The organism is Thermomicrobiales bacterium (genome assembly GCA_041390825.1).
GTDB lineage: Bacteria > Chloroflexota > Chloroflexia > Thermomicrobiales > UBA6265 > JAMLHN01.
The window spans coordinates 98,870-114,396 of sequence record JAWKPF010000011.1; the positions used below are offsets into that span (position 1 = coordinate 98,870).

Annotated in this window: 17 protein-coding genes; 3 read left to right on the forward strand and 14 right to left on the reverse strand. The window is 61.9% G+C overall.

The features are described from left to right. Positions 1 to 7: 7 nt before the first annotated feature. From R2855_07350 to R2855_07380, 7 genes are all read right to left on the reverse strand, one after another. Complete coding sequence (locus R2855_07350; protein MEZ4530834.1) at positions 8 to 1,720, reverse strand: IlvD/Edd family dehydratase; 1,713 nt, start codon at positions 1,718 to 1,720, stop codon at positions 8 to 10. A 146-nt stretch (positions 1,721 to 1,866) separates the two neighbouring features. Beyond that, the gene (gene pip / locus R2855_07355; GenBank protein ID MEZ4530835.1) at positions 1,867 to 2,835 is read right to left on the reverse strand and encodes a prolyl aminopeptidase; all 969 of its coding nucleotides are present in this window, start codon (positions 2,833 to 2,835) and stop codon (positions 1,867 to 1,869) included. Positions 2,836 to 2,917: 82 nt separating this feature from the next. Then, on the reverse strand, positions 2,918 to 3,730 hold the full coding sequence (locus R2855_07360) for a hypothetical protein (protein ID MEZ4530836.1): 813 nt from the start codon (positions 3,728 to 3,730) through the stop codon (positions 2,918 to 2,920). A gap of 252 nt (positions 3,731 to 3,982) precedes the next feature. Next, positions 3,983 to 4,486 carry a DUF1269 domain-containing protein gene (locus tag R2855_07365; GenBank protein ID MEZ4530837.1) on the reverse strand — a complete coding sequence of 168 codons (504 nt, stop codon included), beginning with the start codon at positions 4,484 to 4,486 and terminating at the stop codon, positions 3,983 to 3,985. 127 nt (positions 4,487 to 4,613) lie between these two features. Beyond that, positions 4,614 to 5,162: a superoxide dismutase family protein gene (locus R2855_07370; GenBank protein MEZ4530838.1), complete on the reverse strand. Its 549-nt coding sequence runs from the start codon at positions 5,160 to 5,162 to the stop codon at positions 4,614 to 4,616. Positions 5,163 to 5,325: 163 nt separating this feature from the next. Continuing rightward, entirely contained in the window at positions 5,326 to 6,390 is a 1,065-nt protein-coding gene (locus tag R2855_07375) for a hypothetical protein (GenBank protein ID MEZ4530839.1), read from the reverse strand. Beyond that, a complete protein-coding gene (locus R2855_07380) occupies positions 6,374 to 6,991 on the reverse strand; it encodes a sigma-70 family RNA polymerase sigma factor (protein ID MEZ4530840.1) in 618 nt (205 codons plus the stop codon). The genes R2855_07375 and R2855_07380 overlap by 17 nt, the downstream gene beginning before the upstream one ends. Positions 6,992 to 7,128: 137 nt before the next feature. Between R2855_07380 and R2855_07385 the strand changes: the two genes are divergently transcribed. From R2855_07385 to R2855_07395, 3 genes are all read left to right on the forward strand, one after another. Further along, positions 7,129 to 7,824 carry a CBS domain-containing protein gene (locus tag R2855_07385; protein ID MEZ4530841.1) on the forward strand — a complete coding sequence of 232 codons (696 nt, stop codon included), beginning with the start codon at positions 7,129 to 7,131 and terminating at the stop codon, positions 7,822 to 7,824. A 37-nt stretch (positions 7,825 to 7,861) separates the two neighbouring features. After that, positions 7,862 to 8,350 carry a hypothetical protein gene (locus tag R2855_07390; protein ID MEZ4530842.1) on the forward strand — a complete coding sequence of 163 codons (489 nt, stop codon included), beginning with the start codon at positions 7,862 to 7,864 and terminating at the stop codon, positions 8,348 to 8,350. Positions 8,351 to 8,436: 86 nt separating this feature from the next. Continuing rightward, complete coding sequence (locus tag R2855_07395; GenBank protein ID MEZ4530843.1) at positions 8,437 to 8,766, forward strand: hypothetical protein; 330 nt, start codon at positions 8,437 to 8,439, stop codon at positions 8,764 to 8,766. 368 nt (positions 8,767 to 9,134) lie between these two features. Here R2855_07395 and R2855_07400 read toward each other — a convergent pair whose 3' ends face one another. The 7 genes from R2855_07400 to R2855_07430 form a co-directional block, all read right to left on the reverse strand. Next, complete coding sequence (locus R2855_07400; protein ID MEZ4530844.1) at positions 9,135 to 9,851, reverse strand: helix-turn-helix domain-containing protein; 717 nt, start codon at positions 9,849 to 9,851, stop codon at positions 9,135 to 9,137. 111 nt (positions 9,852 to 9,962) lie between these two features. Then, positions 9,963 to 11,417, reverse strand: coding sequence for a chromosomal replication initiator protein DnaA (gene dnaA / locus R2855_07405; GenBank protein MEZ4530845.1), 1,455 nt, complete (start codon positions 11,415 to 11,417; stop codon positions 9,963 to 9,965). 104 nt (positions 11,418 to 11,521) lie between these two features. Then, positions 11,522 to 11,905, reverse strand: coding sequence for a HepT-like ribonuclease domain-containing protein (locus tag R2855_07410; GenBank protein MEZ4530846.1), 384 nt, complete (start codon positions 11,903 to 11,905; stop codon positions 11,522 to 11,524). Further along, positions 11,874 to 12,173: a nucleotidyltransferase domain-containing protein gene (locus R2855_07415; GenBank protein MEZ4530847.1), complete on the reverse strand. Its 300-nt coding sequence runs from the start codon at positions 12,171 to 12,173 to the stop codon at positions 11,874 to 11,876. The genes R2855_07410 and R2855_07415 overlap by 32 nt, the downstream gene beginning before the upstream one ends. A 51-nt stretch (positions 12,174 to 12,224) precedes the next feature. Next, positions 12,225 to 13,427: a mandelate racemase/muconate lactonizing enzyme family protein gene (locus tag R2855_07420; protein MEZ4530848.1), complete on the reverse strand. Its 1,203-nt coding sequence runs from the start codon at positions 13,425 to 13,427 to the stop codon at positions 12,225 to 12,227. Beyond that, positions 13,424 to 14,491 (reverse strand): aldose epimerase family protein, encoded by a 1,068-nt coding sequence (locus R2855_07425; GenBank protein ID MEZ4530849.1) that lies wholly within the window; start codon positions 14,489 to 14,491, stop codon positions 13,424 to 13,426. Before R2855_07425 ends, R2855_07420 begins: the two co-directional genes overlap by 4 nt. A 44-nt stretch (positions 14,492 to 14,535) precedes the next feature. Continuing rightward, on the reverse strand, positions 14,536 to 15,441 hold the full coding sequence (locus R2855_07430) for a hypothetical protein (GenBank protein MEZ4530850.1): 906 nt from the start codon (positions 15,439 to 15,441) through the stop codon (positions 14,536 to 14,538). Positions 15,442 to 15,527 lie beyond the last annotated feature (86 nt).

Sequence of the window (15,527 nt, forward strand, 5' to 3'; positions counted from 1 at the left end):
GCGCTGGCTAGCTCCAGTCGGCGGCGCAGAAGTCGAAATCGCAGCCGTGGTTGGCCTGAGTGACATGCTGGCCATAGAGCCAGCCGTATCCGCGCCGCAGGAGCGGGTCGGGGCGATGCGGTGGAAGCGCGGCGAGACGCGCGTCGATCTCCGATTGCGACAGATCGAGTGTCAGAGAGCGGTTTGGCACGTCCAGGGTGATGAAATCTCCATCCCGCACGATGGCCAGGGGTCCCCGCGCCGCTGCTTCGGGGGCGACATGCAGCACCACGGTGCCAAACGCGGTGCCGCTCATGCGCGCATCCGAGATGCGCACCATGTCGCGCACACCAGTCTTGAGCAGTTTCTGGGGAATGGGAATCATGCCCGCTTCTGGCATTCCGGGACCGCCGATGGGCCCGGCGTTTTGCAGCACTAGCACATCATCGGGCGTGACATCGAGCTCCGGATCGTGAATGCGGCGCCCCAGATCCTCCAACGAGGTGAACACAACCGCCCGGCCGCGATGGGTGAGCAATCCCGGCGACGCTGCGGCATGTTTGATGACGGCTCCGTCTGGAGCGAGGTTGCCGCGCAGCACCGAAAGACCGCCTTCCGGATGAATCGGGCTCCCGGCCGCAGCTATGACATCACGCCGAAGCGTTTCTGGAACATCCGCCAGGTTCTCGCCAACCGTCTTGCCGGTGACGGTCCGCGCGTCGCGATGCAGCAACGGCAGTAGCTCGCGCATGACCGCGGGAATGCCTCCTGCTTCGAACAGCTCGGCCATCTGGTATTGGCCAGACGGTTTGATGTTGGTCAGGGTTGGTGTCTCTCGGCTGATGCGATCGAAGTCATCGAGCTCCAATGGCACACCAGCGCGGCGGGCAATGGCCAGCAGATGAACAACACCATTGGTCGAACCTGCGCAAGCGCACAAGACGCGGATCGCGTTCTCGATCGCCTCGCGGCTGATGAATTGGCTGGGCCGCAGGTTTTCGCGGACCATCTCCACGATCCGCCGGCCAGCGTTCTCCGCATGGCGCAGCCGCCCGGAATCGGGAGCAGGAATGGCCGCGTTGTACGGCAGCGTCATACCCAAGGCTTCCGCCACCGAGGCCATCGTGCTGGCGGTGCCCATGACCATGCAGTGCCCGTGCGAGCGGAAGAGCGATTCTTCCAATTCGCCGATCTCTTGCTCGCCGATGGTCCCGGCCTTGTACTCCATCCAGTAGCGGCGGCAATCGGTGCAAGCGCCGAGGTCGTTTCCACGCCAACGGCCCGACATCATCGGCCCACCGGTGACCATGATGGCCGGGAGATCGGCGCTGACGGCGCCCATCAGCTGGGCTGGAGTGGTCTTGTCGCAACCGGCAAGGAGGACGACGCCTTCGATCGGCTGCGCGCGGATCATCTCCTCGGTGTCCATCGCCATGAGGTTGCGATAGAGCATCGAGGTTGGGCTGATGAAGATTTCTCCCAGCGAGATGGTGGGAAACTCCAGCGGGATTCCGCCAGCCTGGAGCACGCCTCGTTTGACCGCGGCGGCCACCTCTCGCAGATGCGAGTTGCAGTGGTTGAGCTCGCTCCAGGAGTTGCAGATACCGATGATGGGCTTCGCCAGATCCTCGTCGGTCAGGCCCATGCCCTTGGCAAACGCACGCCGCATGAAGGTGCTGAAGTCGGCATCGCCGTACCAGGTGAGCTTGCTGCGGCTGGAAATATCGTCAGGGCGTGTCATGGCGGGAGGGTACCACGGGGTGCTGGGTCCGGAGTCCGGAGTCCGGAGTCCGGAGTTTGAGGATGTCTCGATCCTGGATTATTCGTGAAGCGCTGCGCGCTGTGGCCGGAGCACTCTCGAGGAATAGTCGGACTTTGGCGCTTGCCTTAGTGCCGCGTGCAGGCAAGCCGGTCGGTGGCGCTGACGATGGCATCGACCATGGAGTCGTCGGCGCTGGTGTGCCCAGTGTCGGGAAGGATGATGAGCTCTGCGCCGGGCCAGGCTCGAGCGAGCTCCCAGGCGGTGATCGGAGGTCCGGCCAGATCGAGCCGTCCCTGGATGAGGATGCCCGGAATGTCCGACAGCTTGCCAGCATTGCGGAGAATGTGATCGGGTTCCAGCCAGGCGCGATGGGCGAAATAGTGCGTGACGATCCGGGACCAACCGTAGCGAAATTCTGGCGGGTCTTCGAAGAAGCCCTGGCCATGCATGTTGCGTCCCATGTCCATGACTGCATCTTCCCACGCGCACCAGGCATCGGCGGCCTGTTGGCGAATCTCGGCAGAGGGGTCTTCCAGCAACTCCCGGTAGGCAGAGACGAGATCATCATCGTTCGCCCAGGGCTGAGCTCCGTGCCGGAAGTTCTGCCATGCTTCGGGAACAAGGATGCGCACACCATGATAGAGCCACTCGATTTCCTGGCGCGTGGTCGTGGTGACGGCCGCCAGGAGGATGTCGGTCACGCGTTTCGGGTGCTCTTCCGCATAAACGAGGGCGAGGGTCGCTCCCCACGATCTCCCAAACAGCATCCAGCGATCGATTCCCAGTCGGTGGCGCAGGAGCTCGATATCGTCGACCAGATGCCAGGTAGTGTTGTTCGCCAGTGAGGTCGAGTAGTCGCTTGCGGGCGGAAGGCTCTCACCCGCGTTTCGCTGATCGAAACAGATGATCCGGTAGCGCGCCGGATCGAAATTGCGTGGCCAACCCGGCCCGCATCCCGAACCGGGGCCACCATGGAGACACAGCACCGGCTTTCCGTCTGGAACGCCGTATTGCTGGTACGCAAGCAGATTCCCATCGCCCGTATCGAGGGTGCCACGGTCGTAGGGTTCGATCTGGGGATAGAGGAGTCTCATGCGGCGTACAGGCCCCGCTCCCACGATGAGCTACGCATGATTGGCGGACCCGGTCGATATACAGCTCGCGTTCTGATCGGTCTCAATTGGGGTTGACGCCGTCCACAATGCGTTCGGCCTGAGCGAGCGATTCTGTATCGATCAACTCTTTGTGCACAAGGAACTTGATGGCATCTTCGGCGGCCGCCTCGCTGAGGAATCCGCCATCGATGAGCGCACGCACCGTGGTGGTTGCATTCGCGACCATGGGCCGCGACCCGCTCTGCAGAATCTCCGCAGTGCTCGAGACGAGTTTCTCGTCCGATGTCTCCGAACCCACAATCGATTCGAGGGCGTCGAGCAGCGCTGCGCCGCGCACCTCGCGGGCAATCTGAACGGCGGTGGCGGCTTCGCTCATCAGGCGCACCTCCTCCCCGACCAGCATGAAGAGCTCCGGCGTGAGGAAGCCTTGCGCGATTGGGTAACCGGTCGCACGCCGGATCTTGTTGCGGATGTTGAAGGCCCACGTGTGCTCGAAGAGGGTCATGACCGCAGCGCCACCAGGAGGAATGTCCTCGATGACGCCGGCCATGTCCTCCTGGGCAATCCCGTAGAAGAGATGTGCTTCTGGATCGGCACGCGCCGGCCGCGGGTCATCGACGTTTCGCTCCTCACCGGAGGCTCCGAGCAGTTGCTCGAGCAGGCCACCAAACTCCTTCACTTCATCCGGAGAGAGCCCGCTCATTTCATGCGTCACCAGGGAACCGTCCTGCAACCGCTCGACATAGAGCAAATCGATCAGGCGGATGAGCCCGCGCTTCTGCAGGGACTCGACCTCATGGATGATTGCCGGGGTGAACTGATCCGCATCATGGAAGCCAAAGACGAACATTTGAATTGGAGCCATTTCGATCATGGGTTCGCCTTCGCGGGGTGCTCGCCGGAGCGAGAATTCTGTCTGGAACGATGGAAGATTCATCGCTACGACCTTCACTGAATTGCCGTTGCTGCCGGAGTCTTCCCGGAGGTCCACGTTAGCACACTTCGACCCGTCGATTGACCATGCGCGATCGCCGATCCAACCCACGCGTCAAGGTACGCGAACGGGGCGGACAGATCGGGCCTGACCGCCCCATTTCGCTTCATGGATGGTTCAGGCTGGTCGCGGCTAGGCTTTCGAAGCGTCCTCGTAGGTCTGCACGAAGTCTTCTTCCGAATAGATCTTGTTGATGACTTCGCCCTCGTAAGAACCGAGCGCCCGCTGCGTGGCTTCGGCGGTCTTGTCGGAGACGAGCACGATGAGCGCGGCCTGTCCGGGGCCCAGGCTGTCGGCCAGTTCCTTGATGTCATCGTGCTTGACGCCGCTGTCCTTGGCCTTGCCCCAAAGCGCGCCGATGCCGCCGCCCGCTAGCGCGGTGACAATCAGGCTTGGCGGATAGATGACCCCAAGCACGGCACCGGCAATGAGACCACGCTTGGCGCCCTTGCGGGTGGTGACGTCGGTCGTCTCATGCGTCTTGATCTTGCCGTCTGGTTCTTTGGTGAGCATGACCGCGTCGGTCAGGTCGATGGTCAGCGCGTGATGCATCGATTCGAGCATGTCGAGAATCGTCTTGGCATGCTCCTGATCGGGATACTTCGCTGCCAGCAGCACAACGTCTTTCTTGCTCAATCCGGGCCTCCAATCGTAAACATGGGTATGCGGCGCACGGTGTCGTACGCCGCATAGTCTATGCCCGAACGCAAGATTTCGGAAATGGCTCGAACGAAGTAGTTGCCGTTCGAGCACTCACGCCCGGCTACTGTGCCGGAAAAAGCACCGCGCAGGCGATGCGAGCGCCACTGTTCCCGGACGGATCGGTGGCGAGATCGTCGACATCCGCGTGGATGACGAGCGCCGAGCCATCTGCATCTCGCAGGGTCGGACCGGCGTCGCTCAGATCGAATGTGGTCGCGAACGCGGTGAAGATCGTTTCTCCGTTCTCGTCCGCAATCAGATTGCCCAGATCGCCGGCATGCGTCGGGTGCGTGCCATGGCCCGGGTTGAAATGAGCGCCGGCTTGCTCGAACGTCTTCTCACCTGCTGGATCGCAATTTCCGGTCTCATGAACGTGAACGCCATGCGATCCAGGCGCCAGTCCGCGTGCCACGACCGCGACGCCGGCTACGCCGTCGTCGTCCAGAAAAGTCATGGCGTACCCAAGCAGGTTTCCTTCACTGTCGTTCAGGTCGGATATCGAGAGACTTGCCGGGGGTGATTGCGGTTCGTCTTGTTGAGCTGCGGCGGCGCCAAGCGCCGAAAACCCGGCGAGCACCAAGACGGCAACGCTGCGAAAGACGGTGTTCATTGCTGTCCTCCTCGTGTGTAGTACGAACTTCGCTCCAGACGTTCACCTGCTGACTGCTTCAGAGGTGGGCTTCATCCCGTGGTTCGATGGGCGATAGGCAAACTCCGGCCGAGGCGGCGACCACAGGTCGCGCCGAATTCCGTAGGACGGGCTACGAGACGGACTAGTGGATGAGGCGCATGACCGACTGGACCATGAGAACAATCCCCAACAGACACGGCACAGCCAATGCGGCATGGCCAAGTCGGGCGCCGCGCAGTTCACGGCGATGACGCTCGGTCAGCGTGGACGCATGCCGCGCCCAGAATGGCGCCAGCACCCGAATCACCGGCAAGAGCAGGAGCATCCCCGTCGGTTGCAGGTGAAGACCGGATATCACCAGCACTATCAGGGGGAAGACGAAGACAAGCATCGACAGCGAGGCCAGCGCAGTTCCTGGACCACGGCGAAACGACGGAACGTGGTCTGACATGCGACGGTCGAACGCGTCGATAACGGGCACGACCGCGACTCCAAAGAGGAACGGCAGCAATGTGAACAAGCAGACGTTCACGCCCAGAATGCCAAACCGCTCGTAGTCGGCGTTTTCCCCCCGCTCCAGCACGAGCGGCCCCGCAACGGCAAAGCCGATGGCGCCCGCGCCGAGGTAGCGCCGCCAACCTGCATCCGGCAACCACGGCCGTATGGCCATAACCGCAATGCCACCGATGAGCCCCGGCATGGCCCCGCCGAAGAACATGAGCGCAATCGTTCCGCCGATGGTCATCTCGCCGACACGATTGCCGTTCTCGGTGAGCGCGCCATCGAGCTGCGCCGGCGAAAGCAGGGCAGCGATCCGCATGAGGATGCGAGCTGCCCCGCCGACGACCAGGATGCCGATCAGAAATCCGGCCAGGGCGCCGATCGTGGTTTGCCGAATCACGGATTGCAGCAACGCCAGCAGTCGCCACTGGTATCGGGCAGCGGTATTCGAGTGCTCCATGCTTGGCTGAGCGGCGGCCGCCACGCCCGGCATCGCTACCGCAGCGACGGACGCCCAGATGGCGTCCGACTGCGTGGCTGTCAGATGAGGCGCGTCGTCTCGTTCACCAAGGCGGCGAATGGTCTCGGCCGCAGCGATCGAGGCAGCGCCAGTGCGGCCGCCAACCGGGGCGATCTGCCGATTGGTTGCGTCCCACAGTCTGCCCAGCGCAGCCGGACTCAGCATGGAATCATCGTGCGTCGCCATGCGCGGCCTCGCTTTCGATACGATTCAGATCGACTCCAAGCAGTTTGCGCAGACGAGCGACCGCGCGCGACTGGGCGGTATCCACCGCCGCGCGGCTGCGGCCGAGCGCCTCTGCGATTTCGTAGCCATCGAGACCTGCCAGGCGCAGTTCGACGACCTGACGTTGATCTGGGGTGAGGAGGTCGAGCAACGCCACGATCTCGAGCCGAGTCTCGGCAGTGAGCGCAGCATCCTCCGGCGACGGATCGCTACTCGAAACCGATAAGGCGTCATCGAGCTCGGAATGGATCCGTCGGGTTCGGTTCGCGTCGATGGTGACATTGTGCGCAATAGAGAAGAGCCAGGATCGAAACGAATCGGGCTGGCAGGTGCCGATCGATTGCATCGCCTTGATGAAGACGGCGCTGGTCGCATCTGCCGCCCGATCTGGATCGTTCAGACGACGAAGGCAGTAGCGATAGACGCGATCGGCATAGGCGCGATAGAGTGGCTCGAAGGCAGCGAGGTCGTTGCGGGCAGCCGTCACCGCTGCCGCGTCGGACAACGATCCGACTGCTCGCGTGTCCGCTTGTTCGACAATGGCGCCAGCGGTGTGCGACATGAACCGAACTCCCGCCCGTGGACAGTTGCACCGAGCGCTTCGAGATCGCATCAGTTGCGATCTTCACTCTTCAGGAGACGAACGAGGTACGTCGATCTTACACGCGATCGCACCGACCGCTTAGTGTCAGGAACCGTATGGACCGAACGCAGCAGTTTCTCAACCGATTCAACGAGCTGGAGCAGTTCTTGCGTGAGGAGACGAACTCCAGGCGTGAAGCGCCCTTTGGCAGTCTGATCGGGAAAGCCGCCACGATGAACGCATCGGTGCGGCGACGTGAGCGCGACCTGCGCGAGTTCGCCGATCTGCGCAATGCCATCGTGCACGAGCATCCGCGCGGTCATGTGATTGCCGATATCACCCAGGAGGCGCTCGACGAATTCAACGGCATGGTCGACTGCATCACCCAGCCGGAACAGGTCTATCCGCTCTTCCGCACCGACATTTCGGTGTACCAGGAAAACGATCCGTTGACCGATGCGGTGCGCGACCTGTGGGAAACGGGGCACTCGCAAGTGATCGTGCGCGTCGACCGCATGTTGACCATGCTGAGCTATGCGGGCATTACCCGCTGGCTGGGAAGCCAGATGAACGGAAGCTCGATCAATCTGGCTGGCGCCACAATCGGAGACGCCCTGTCGTACGAGCAAGAAGGCGGGATTGCCTTCGTCTCCCGCAACGCGTCGGTCGAGGAAGCACGCGAGTTGTTCCTGTCGTTCCCAACTCGCCGATCACAGCGGCTTCGCGCGGTTCTGATCACCGAGAATGGCAAGCCGACCGAAGCGCCACTCGGTATCATCACACCGTCTGATCTCGTGGAGCGGGACGATTAAGCGGGACTGTACAGAGGTTGCATAAGAAGGATGATGAATGACTGACGAGTTTGGTTGGACAGTAGAGGACCATCACGACTTTTCGCAATTGTCCGCGGAGTTCCTCGATCGAGTCTTTTCCGTGGTTTGGTGCAATGTCGCAACGGTCGATGGCAAGGGGCGCCCTCGATCCCGCATTCTTCATCCCTACTGGGAGGCATCGTCCGATCCGGTTGGCTGGATCTTGACCCGGCGCCATTCCTTCAAGGATTCCCAGATAGCGGCGAACCCGTTTGTCTCATGCGCCTACATTGGTGACATCTCCAGGCCAGTCTACGCTGAGTGCCGCGCGTCCTGGGTGGCCGACCTGGTCGAGAAAGAACGCATCTGGCGGGCATTCCAGCAGGCGCCGGCTCCCATGGGCTATGACCCGGACACGATCTTCCCGGCCATCGACGATCCCGGCGTTGGGTTGCTTCGCCTCGACCCATGGCGCATCCAGGTCGAACAGATTCCACCAGGTATCCGCAAGGTTTGGACCAGGTAGCGCATCTCATTGCCCGAAGTTCCGATGGGTTTTCCAGTTCGGGTGTACCCTACAAGGGCACGATCCACTGGAATTCGGGGCCCCTTATGAACAACGACCTTCCTGCTCCACCACCATTGCTCGTCGAAGAATCGGACGATCCGCTCGGGTGGCCGTCCCGCGGAACCTGGATCATGATCACCTCCCTTGTGATCGCCAAGATCGGCGGTTTGATCGTGGTGTTCATGATCGATCCATCACAGATGGCGGCATTGTTCGCCGTGGTCTCCACCTGGCTTTGGGCGGTGGTATTGGCGATCCTGCTGAGTGGTCCAGCGGCGTTCTGGTGGCGAAAGCGGCGGGTGCGAGCCCGGCGCGCCGACCTGCAACGCGCCGAATGGATGGTCAACCCGGACGGGTTGCCCGCCGAACAGTAATTCAGGGCGTACGAGAACGACCCGGCGCGATTGCGCCGGGTCGTTGGCTGTTGCGTCTTCCGGGATGCAAAACCCCCGGAAAAGCTGAGCCCCCTGTTGCAGCAGGGGGCCCCGCGGGGGTCATTGGCGTCGGCCGGCGAGGGAAGGGGGGAAGCCAGCCGATGCTCTGATTCAATCGTAGAGGTGTCCGAGAGTCAATTGGCGTCCTGTTCGGATAGAAAAGCAGGTCCGTTCGGACCTTCCCGTACGCCGAAACCGAATATCTGCAAGGCGGCCAGCAAGGAACCAGCCCCGCTTCCCCCGAACGTACATCGCCACCGGGTGATTCGATTGTCATCGACTCGAACTTACCGTGCCGTTCCCGGCTGTCACGGGATCGCGCTGTCGTCTGGGCGGTCGCCATTTCGGGGTTCGGCGCCCGATGCTTCACCATGGGCGCGGATCATGGCAACCAGGACTTCATCGATGAAATCATCGATGCCGATGAAGAGCCGCGATGCCCGGCGGGCGGGCAGCCCTTCCTTCTCGATGACGTCCAGCAGCGCCTTGACCACCGGATACCGAAAGTAGAGAAAGACCTCGATCGTCTCGCTGGTGCTCAAGCCGGCCCGGGCGCTGGATGTGCCGTAATGCACTCCAATCTCGCGCCCTTCGTCCAGCAACTCGGCGCGATCTTCCTGCTGACCCGGAGTGGCTGCATAGCGAATGGCAAGATCGACGAGGCGACGCCCGATTCTGCGATGCTCTTCCTGAGAGGTCGCTCCGAAGGCGCGAAACCATTTTTGCTCTCGCGCGGTCTTGAGGTAGTCGTCCTGATAGGCAGAGAGCGTTCGGCTCGTGAGCTCTTGCCGGCTCACGCGTGACTTGGTGGTCTTCCGCGGATTGCCTACCACCAACGCGCGCAAGTCCTCACGCGCATATCGCCGGTGACCACCAGGCGTCTTGAAAACCGGCACACGGCCATCATTCGTCCAACGGCGCAGGGTGGACTGATCGACGCCAAGGAACGCGCAGGCCTCTCGAATCGAGAGCCACCCTCCAGCGGGAACGATTTCCAGGTTTTCGTCGGTCGGTTGCGTAGACATGGACGAATTCAGTAGCGCGTATCGCCCCGACGCATGACATCGGAGCCACACCGCGATGTGCAACAATCCTAATTCGAATGACCGCAACCGAACCGATTTGGCAAGGCAGCACTATGGCGCGGTCAGCAGCGCCTCGCGAATGGCGATGACCCGTGTGCGCAACGCCGGGTCTTCCTGCAAGCGGGCTTCGATCTTCTCGATCCCGTGAATCACGGTTGTGTGGTCGCGTCCGCCGAGCGCCCGTCCGATTTCGGCCAGCGAGGCGCCAGTCTCCTCTCGCATAAGATACATGGCGATCTGCCGGGGCATCACGATCTCCTGCGCCCGGTTGCGCCCCTTCATCGCCTCGCTGGTCACCCCGCACTTGTCCGCCACCGTTGCAATGACGTCGTCGTTGGTGATGTCTGCCTTGCGGGCGGTAGCGCGGCCATCTGAGAGCGTATCGATCGCGGCCTGGAGCGTCAGCGCTCGGCCCTGCAGGCGCTCGACCGCGAGCACCTTGTTGAAGGCCCCTTCGAGTTCGCGGATGTTGGTCTTGTCCCGGTGAGCGATGTATTCGATGACCTCGTCGTCCAGTTTGACGCCCATCTCGTCGGCTTTCTCGCGCAAGATGGCGATCCGCATCTCGAAATCGGGCAACTGCACATCGGCCGTCAAGCCGCCTTCGAAACGGGAACGGAGCCGATCTTCCAGTCCTGCAATCTGGCTCGGCTGGCGGTCGCTCGAGATCACCAGCTGCTTGCTCCCCTGGTAGAGCGTGTTGAAGGTGTGGAAGAACTCTTCCTGCGTACTGTCCTTCCCCCCAATGAATTGGATGTCGTCGATCATCAGGAGATCGATGGTGCGATAGCGCGCGCGAAACTCGTCCATCCGTTGCGAGCGGATGGCTTCGATCAAGTCGTTCGTGAACTTCTCCGATGAGACATAGACCACCCGCAAGCTTGGGCGAATGGACAGGGCTTTGTGGCCGATGGCATGCAGCAGGTGCGTCTTACCGAGCCCGACGCCCCCATAGATATAGAGCGGGTTGTACTGCTCGCCGGGATGCTCCGCCACTGCCTGCGCCGCGGCATGGGCAAACACGTTCGACTTGCCCACGACGTAGGTTTCGAAGACATAGCGCGGGTTCAGGTTATGCGCCGCCGGCAGCGGGGCAGCCGGCGCCAATGTGAGTTGCTGGTCGACCGATCGCTGGTTCCGGTTGGCGCGGGCGTTGCCGCGTCCGCGATTGGCCGATTGCGTGTTTCGATCCGGCAGTTGTGGAATCGATGGCGCGAACAACGCCGGATCGAGCATGGCATCGTCTGGTTCAGCGTCGCTCTGCACGATGAACTCGACCCGCACCGGACGGCCGACAATGTTGGCCAGGATCCGTTGAATCTGATCAGCGTAGCGGGACTGCAGCGTGGATGCGCTAAAGGTATTGGGTGCGGCCACCGTGGCGAGATCGTCCTCGAATGCCACGAGAGTGGTAGGCCGCAGCCAATTGTCGAAGGCATTTCGCGGCAGCCGGGTCTGCATATCACCCAGCACTGCCTGCCAGAGTTGTCTGGCCTGCATCTGCATCGCAAGCTCGTTCGTACGCGTCCCGTCGGGGCAAGGGAAGGGCAAATTCGTAGAGGATGATGCTACCACGGGGACCACAGACCTCGCGGCCGATTCATCGCCCATCAAGGCGCGGCAATGATCCCCAATTCCACCAGGTGCTCCGACACCTGGCGCGAGAGCAAAGGCACATGGTTGTCAGCCGCATCCCAGATGGTGTCCAGATCGATGTTGTCATACTCATGCGCTAATCGGTTTCGCATGGAAATGATCTGGCGAGCGTAGGGCAACTGCTGCTCCAGCGTTGGGTCAGCTGACAGCGCTCGTTTCATCGATTCACCCAGGAGCTCGAACAAGCGCTCGATGGCGAGGTAGCGCATTCGCTCGAGTGACTCGTCTCCGGTGTCCCGGTCTTGCGAGAACTCCTCGATCTCAGCACAGAAATCAAGGAGGTCCAGGAGAGCGTCTACGGCTGACCTATGCAAGGAGCGCGACCCGAGTATCGTCAACCGCCCGGCGAAACCTTGGTTTCATCCGCTTTTCCGATACTAGATCGACGCGACGACCAAGCAATCGCTCCATCTCGTCACCGAAATCTATGAAACGAACGAAAATCCCTGTGCGGTGCTTGTCAAAATCCACCACGAAGTCGAAGTCGCTCGTTTCCGGGTCCCAGTCGGGCCCGGTGGCCGAACCGAACAGGTCGAGCTTGATGACGCCGTACTTGCGGCAGAGCGCGATGATCTCGGGTTTGTTGGCTTCGATGATCGGGTTCATGGAATGCTCCAGACGTGCCCGAAGTATCTCACGGCCCCCCAGTGGTCGCCGCTAGAGCGCTGAAACGCGCACATGAGCGTCCGGGCGATCGCGGAGTCCCGGTACGAGCTCGGTTCCGAGCCCCGGTTTGGCGGGAAGATCCATGTAACCGTTGTCGATGATCGGCAGGTCGGTGACGAGCTCCTTGTACCAGCCGGTATAGAAGGCGCGCACCGATTCCTGCACCAGGGCATTGGTTGCGTTGAGCGAGAGATGGGTAGACGCCACCAGCACAACCGGCCCGGTGCAATCGTGCGGGGCAACCGGGAGCTGGAACGCCTCGGCCATGCCGGCGATCTTCTTGGCCTCGGAGATACCGCCGCACCAGGAGAGATCGAGCATGATCACTCCGGCGGCGTTGGCCTGCATAACCTCACGGAACGACCAGCGCGTGGCAAGCGTTTCGCTCACGGTGGTGGGGACAGCGGTCGACGCGGCAAAGTCGGCCAAGGCATCGATGTTGTCTGCCTTGATGGGATCCTCGTACCAGAACGGCTCGAACTCCTCCAACGCGCGAGCGATCTTCCTGGCGGTGGGCAGGTTCCAAAGCGAGTGGAACTCGACCATGATGTCCATCTGATTGCCAACCGCCGAGCGAATCTTGCGGAACGGTTCGAGAGCCTTCTCGAGATCGGGATTCGAGATGTAGAGCCCGCCACTCGCCTCGGCATAGGGATCGAACGGCCAGATTTTCATGCCGGTGATGCCTTGCTCGAGCAGGCTCAGCGCAAGTTCATCGGCACGGTGAAGAAAACCGTCCAGGTCTTCGTAGGGTCCATCGAGGTGCTGACGGTCGAGTCCCCAATTGTCGACGAGCTGGGCCGAGACGTTGCGGATATAGCGATAGCCAGCACACGTGTTGTAGGTGCGGACGGTCTCGCGTGATTTGCCGCCAAGCAGTTGGTAAATCGGCTGTCCGGCGGCTTGGCCAAGCAGATCCCATAGCGCGATGTCGAGCGCGGAGTTTCCGCGCATTTCCACCCCGCTCGACCGGTAGCCGACATAGCCATAGAGCTGACGGCCATGAAGATCGATCTGCAACGGATCTTTGCCCAGGAGATAGGGCGCGATGGTCTCGTGGACATAGGCTTCGACAGCGCGCACGCCGAAGAACGTCTCTCCGAGGCCGATCAACCCTTCGTCGGTGTGGATCTGAATCCAGAGGACATTCGTGAACTCCTCGAGCCAGATCGTTTCGACCTTCGTGACTTTCATCGTGCGCGCTCCAGCCCGAAGCCGAGCACCGTCTGATGGCGATACTCCTCGCCGGGCCGTAGCACCGGTGAGGGGAACGATGGCTCGTTTGGAGAATTGGGGAAGAACTGGGTTTCGAGCGCCAGACCATCGGATTGCCGATACGCCCGTCCCGATGGCCCATAGAGCGCGCCCGTGAGGAAGTTCCCCGCGTAGAACTGAACGCCGGGTTTGGTGGTGCGCACGGTCAATGTGCGTCCGGACTCGGGATGCGTCAGCACAGCGGCGCGCTTGAGTCCCGCTCCGCTCAGGACGAAGTTGTGATCGAAGCCAGTGGCGAGCCGAATCTGCTCATCATTGGAGCGCAGCCCGTCGCCAACCGGTTTGCCACGGCGAAAATCGAACGGTGTTCCAGCCACTGACCGGAGCTCGCCCGTGGGGATCAGGTTGGCATCGACCGGGGTGAACGTATCGGCGTCGATCTGGAGACGGTGCGTTTCGACGGTACCGGAGCCTTCCCCTGCAAGATTGAAGTAGGAATGATTGGTCAGGTTGACGACGGTCGGCTGGTCGGTAGTTGCGGTGTAGTCGATGACCAGCTCGTTCGCGTCCGTCAGCGTATAGGCGACCGTGACATCGAGCGCGCCGGGAAAACCTTCTTCCCCATCCGGGCTGATCCGGTGAAGGACCACTCCGCAGCGTCCGTCCTCAGGAACCGCCGCATCCCAAACGAACTGGTTGAACCCCTGCTTGCCGCCGTGCAGCGTATTGCCCCGCTCATTGGCGACCAATTGATGCACCTGCCCGTCCAGCATGAACCGGGCGCCAGCGATACGGTTGGCATAGCGGCCGGCAATGCACCCAAAAAATGCGGGGTTCGCCAGGTAGTCGTCGGGGTTGTCGAATCCCAGCACGACATTGGCCGCGACGCCGTTTCGGTCGGGCGCTTCGACCGAGTGGATGATGCATCCAAGTGAGAGCAACGCAACCTGCAGACCGGAACTGTTGCTGAGCACGAACCGTTCGATCGTCTCGCCTGAAGGGGTGGCGCCAAACGACTGCCGCTCGATTCCAGAAGTTGCCATGGCTGACCGGGAACCTCCTCGCTCGTTGGGACGGCGGAAGAAGGTCAGTCGCTCCCGCCAGATGCTTGCGCGGCATCATACGTCCGGCTGGCCGCGCGGCGCTGCATCACCTGGCGTCGAACTGCGATACGGTCGTACTGCGCGGTGGCTTCGTCCAGACGCTCGCGTTCGCGCGTGAGCCGTTGCCTGGTGCGCGACTCCAACTCGTCCAGCGCGGCTTCGCCCCGTTCCTGGGATTGCCAGAGCGTGTAGGTGTCGGTGGTGGTCAGCGCTTCGATGCGCATCTCGACCGCGCGAATCTCGCGTTCGAGCCGGGCAATTTCATGCCGGGTCCAGGCGAGCCGCTGACGGGTAAGCTCGTCCGACGAAAGCGGCGAATCGAGCTGGACTTCGAGATAGATCGACTGCAACGTGGCCAGATCGCGATCGCGGTAGGCGACATTGACCCGCAACATCAGCTCTGCGCGTCGCTCGCGCTCCGCAGGGGTGCGCGCAAGATCGGGATGATGCCGCTTGGCAAGCTCGCGATAGAGCCGCAGAACCTCCGCTTCGGTTTCGATCGAGCTCATCGGTCGGGTCGGGAGATTGGACCGGCCGTTGCCGTTCGATCCAGGGCCATGAATGAACTCGCCATTCATCTCGGCTTCTGCCTGGGCCATTTCTTCCGCAACGTCGCGTTCTACCTCCGCCGGCGTCGCAGCAGGATCGGACCGTAACTTGGCGATGCGTTGCCGCATTTCGTCCAGCTCGTGCCTGACGCGGCGAATCTCGTCCTTGACATCACCGACTCGTGCCTTCACTTCCGCTGCAAAGCGGGTCAGGCCCATTTCGAGCGTGTCACGCTCGGCTTCGAGTCGTTCGAGTTCTCTTCGGCGGGATTCGAGTTCGACCTGGAGACGGGCCAGTTCGAGCTCGTCGGAGGTTGGAGCACGAAAGAGTTCTGAGGTCACGTTTTCCCTGGTTTCGGTGCGTCGCCCGGGTTCCAGCACTCCGGGCGACTGACCAGTATCCCACATAGGGGAGGGCGCAAGCCGCG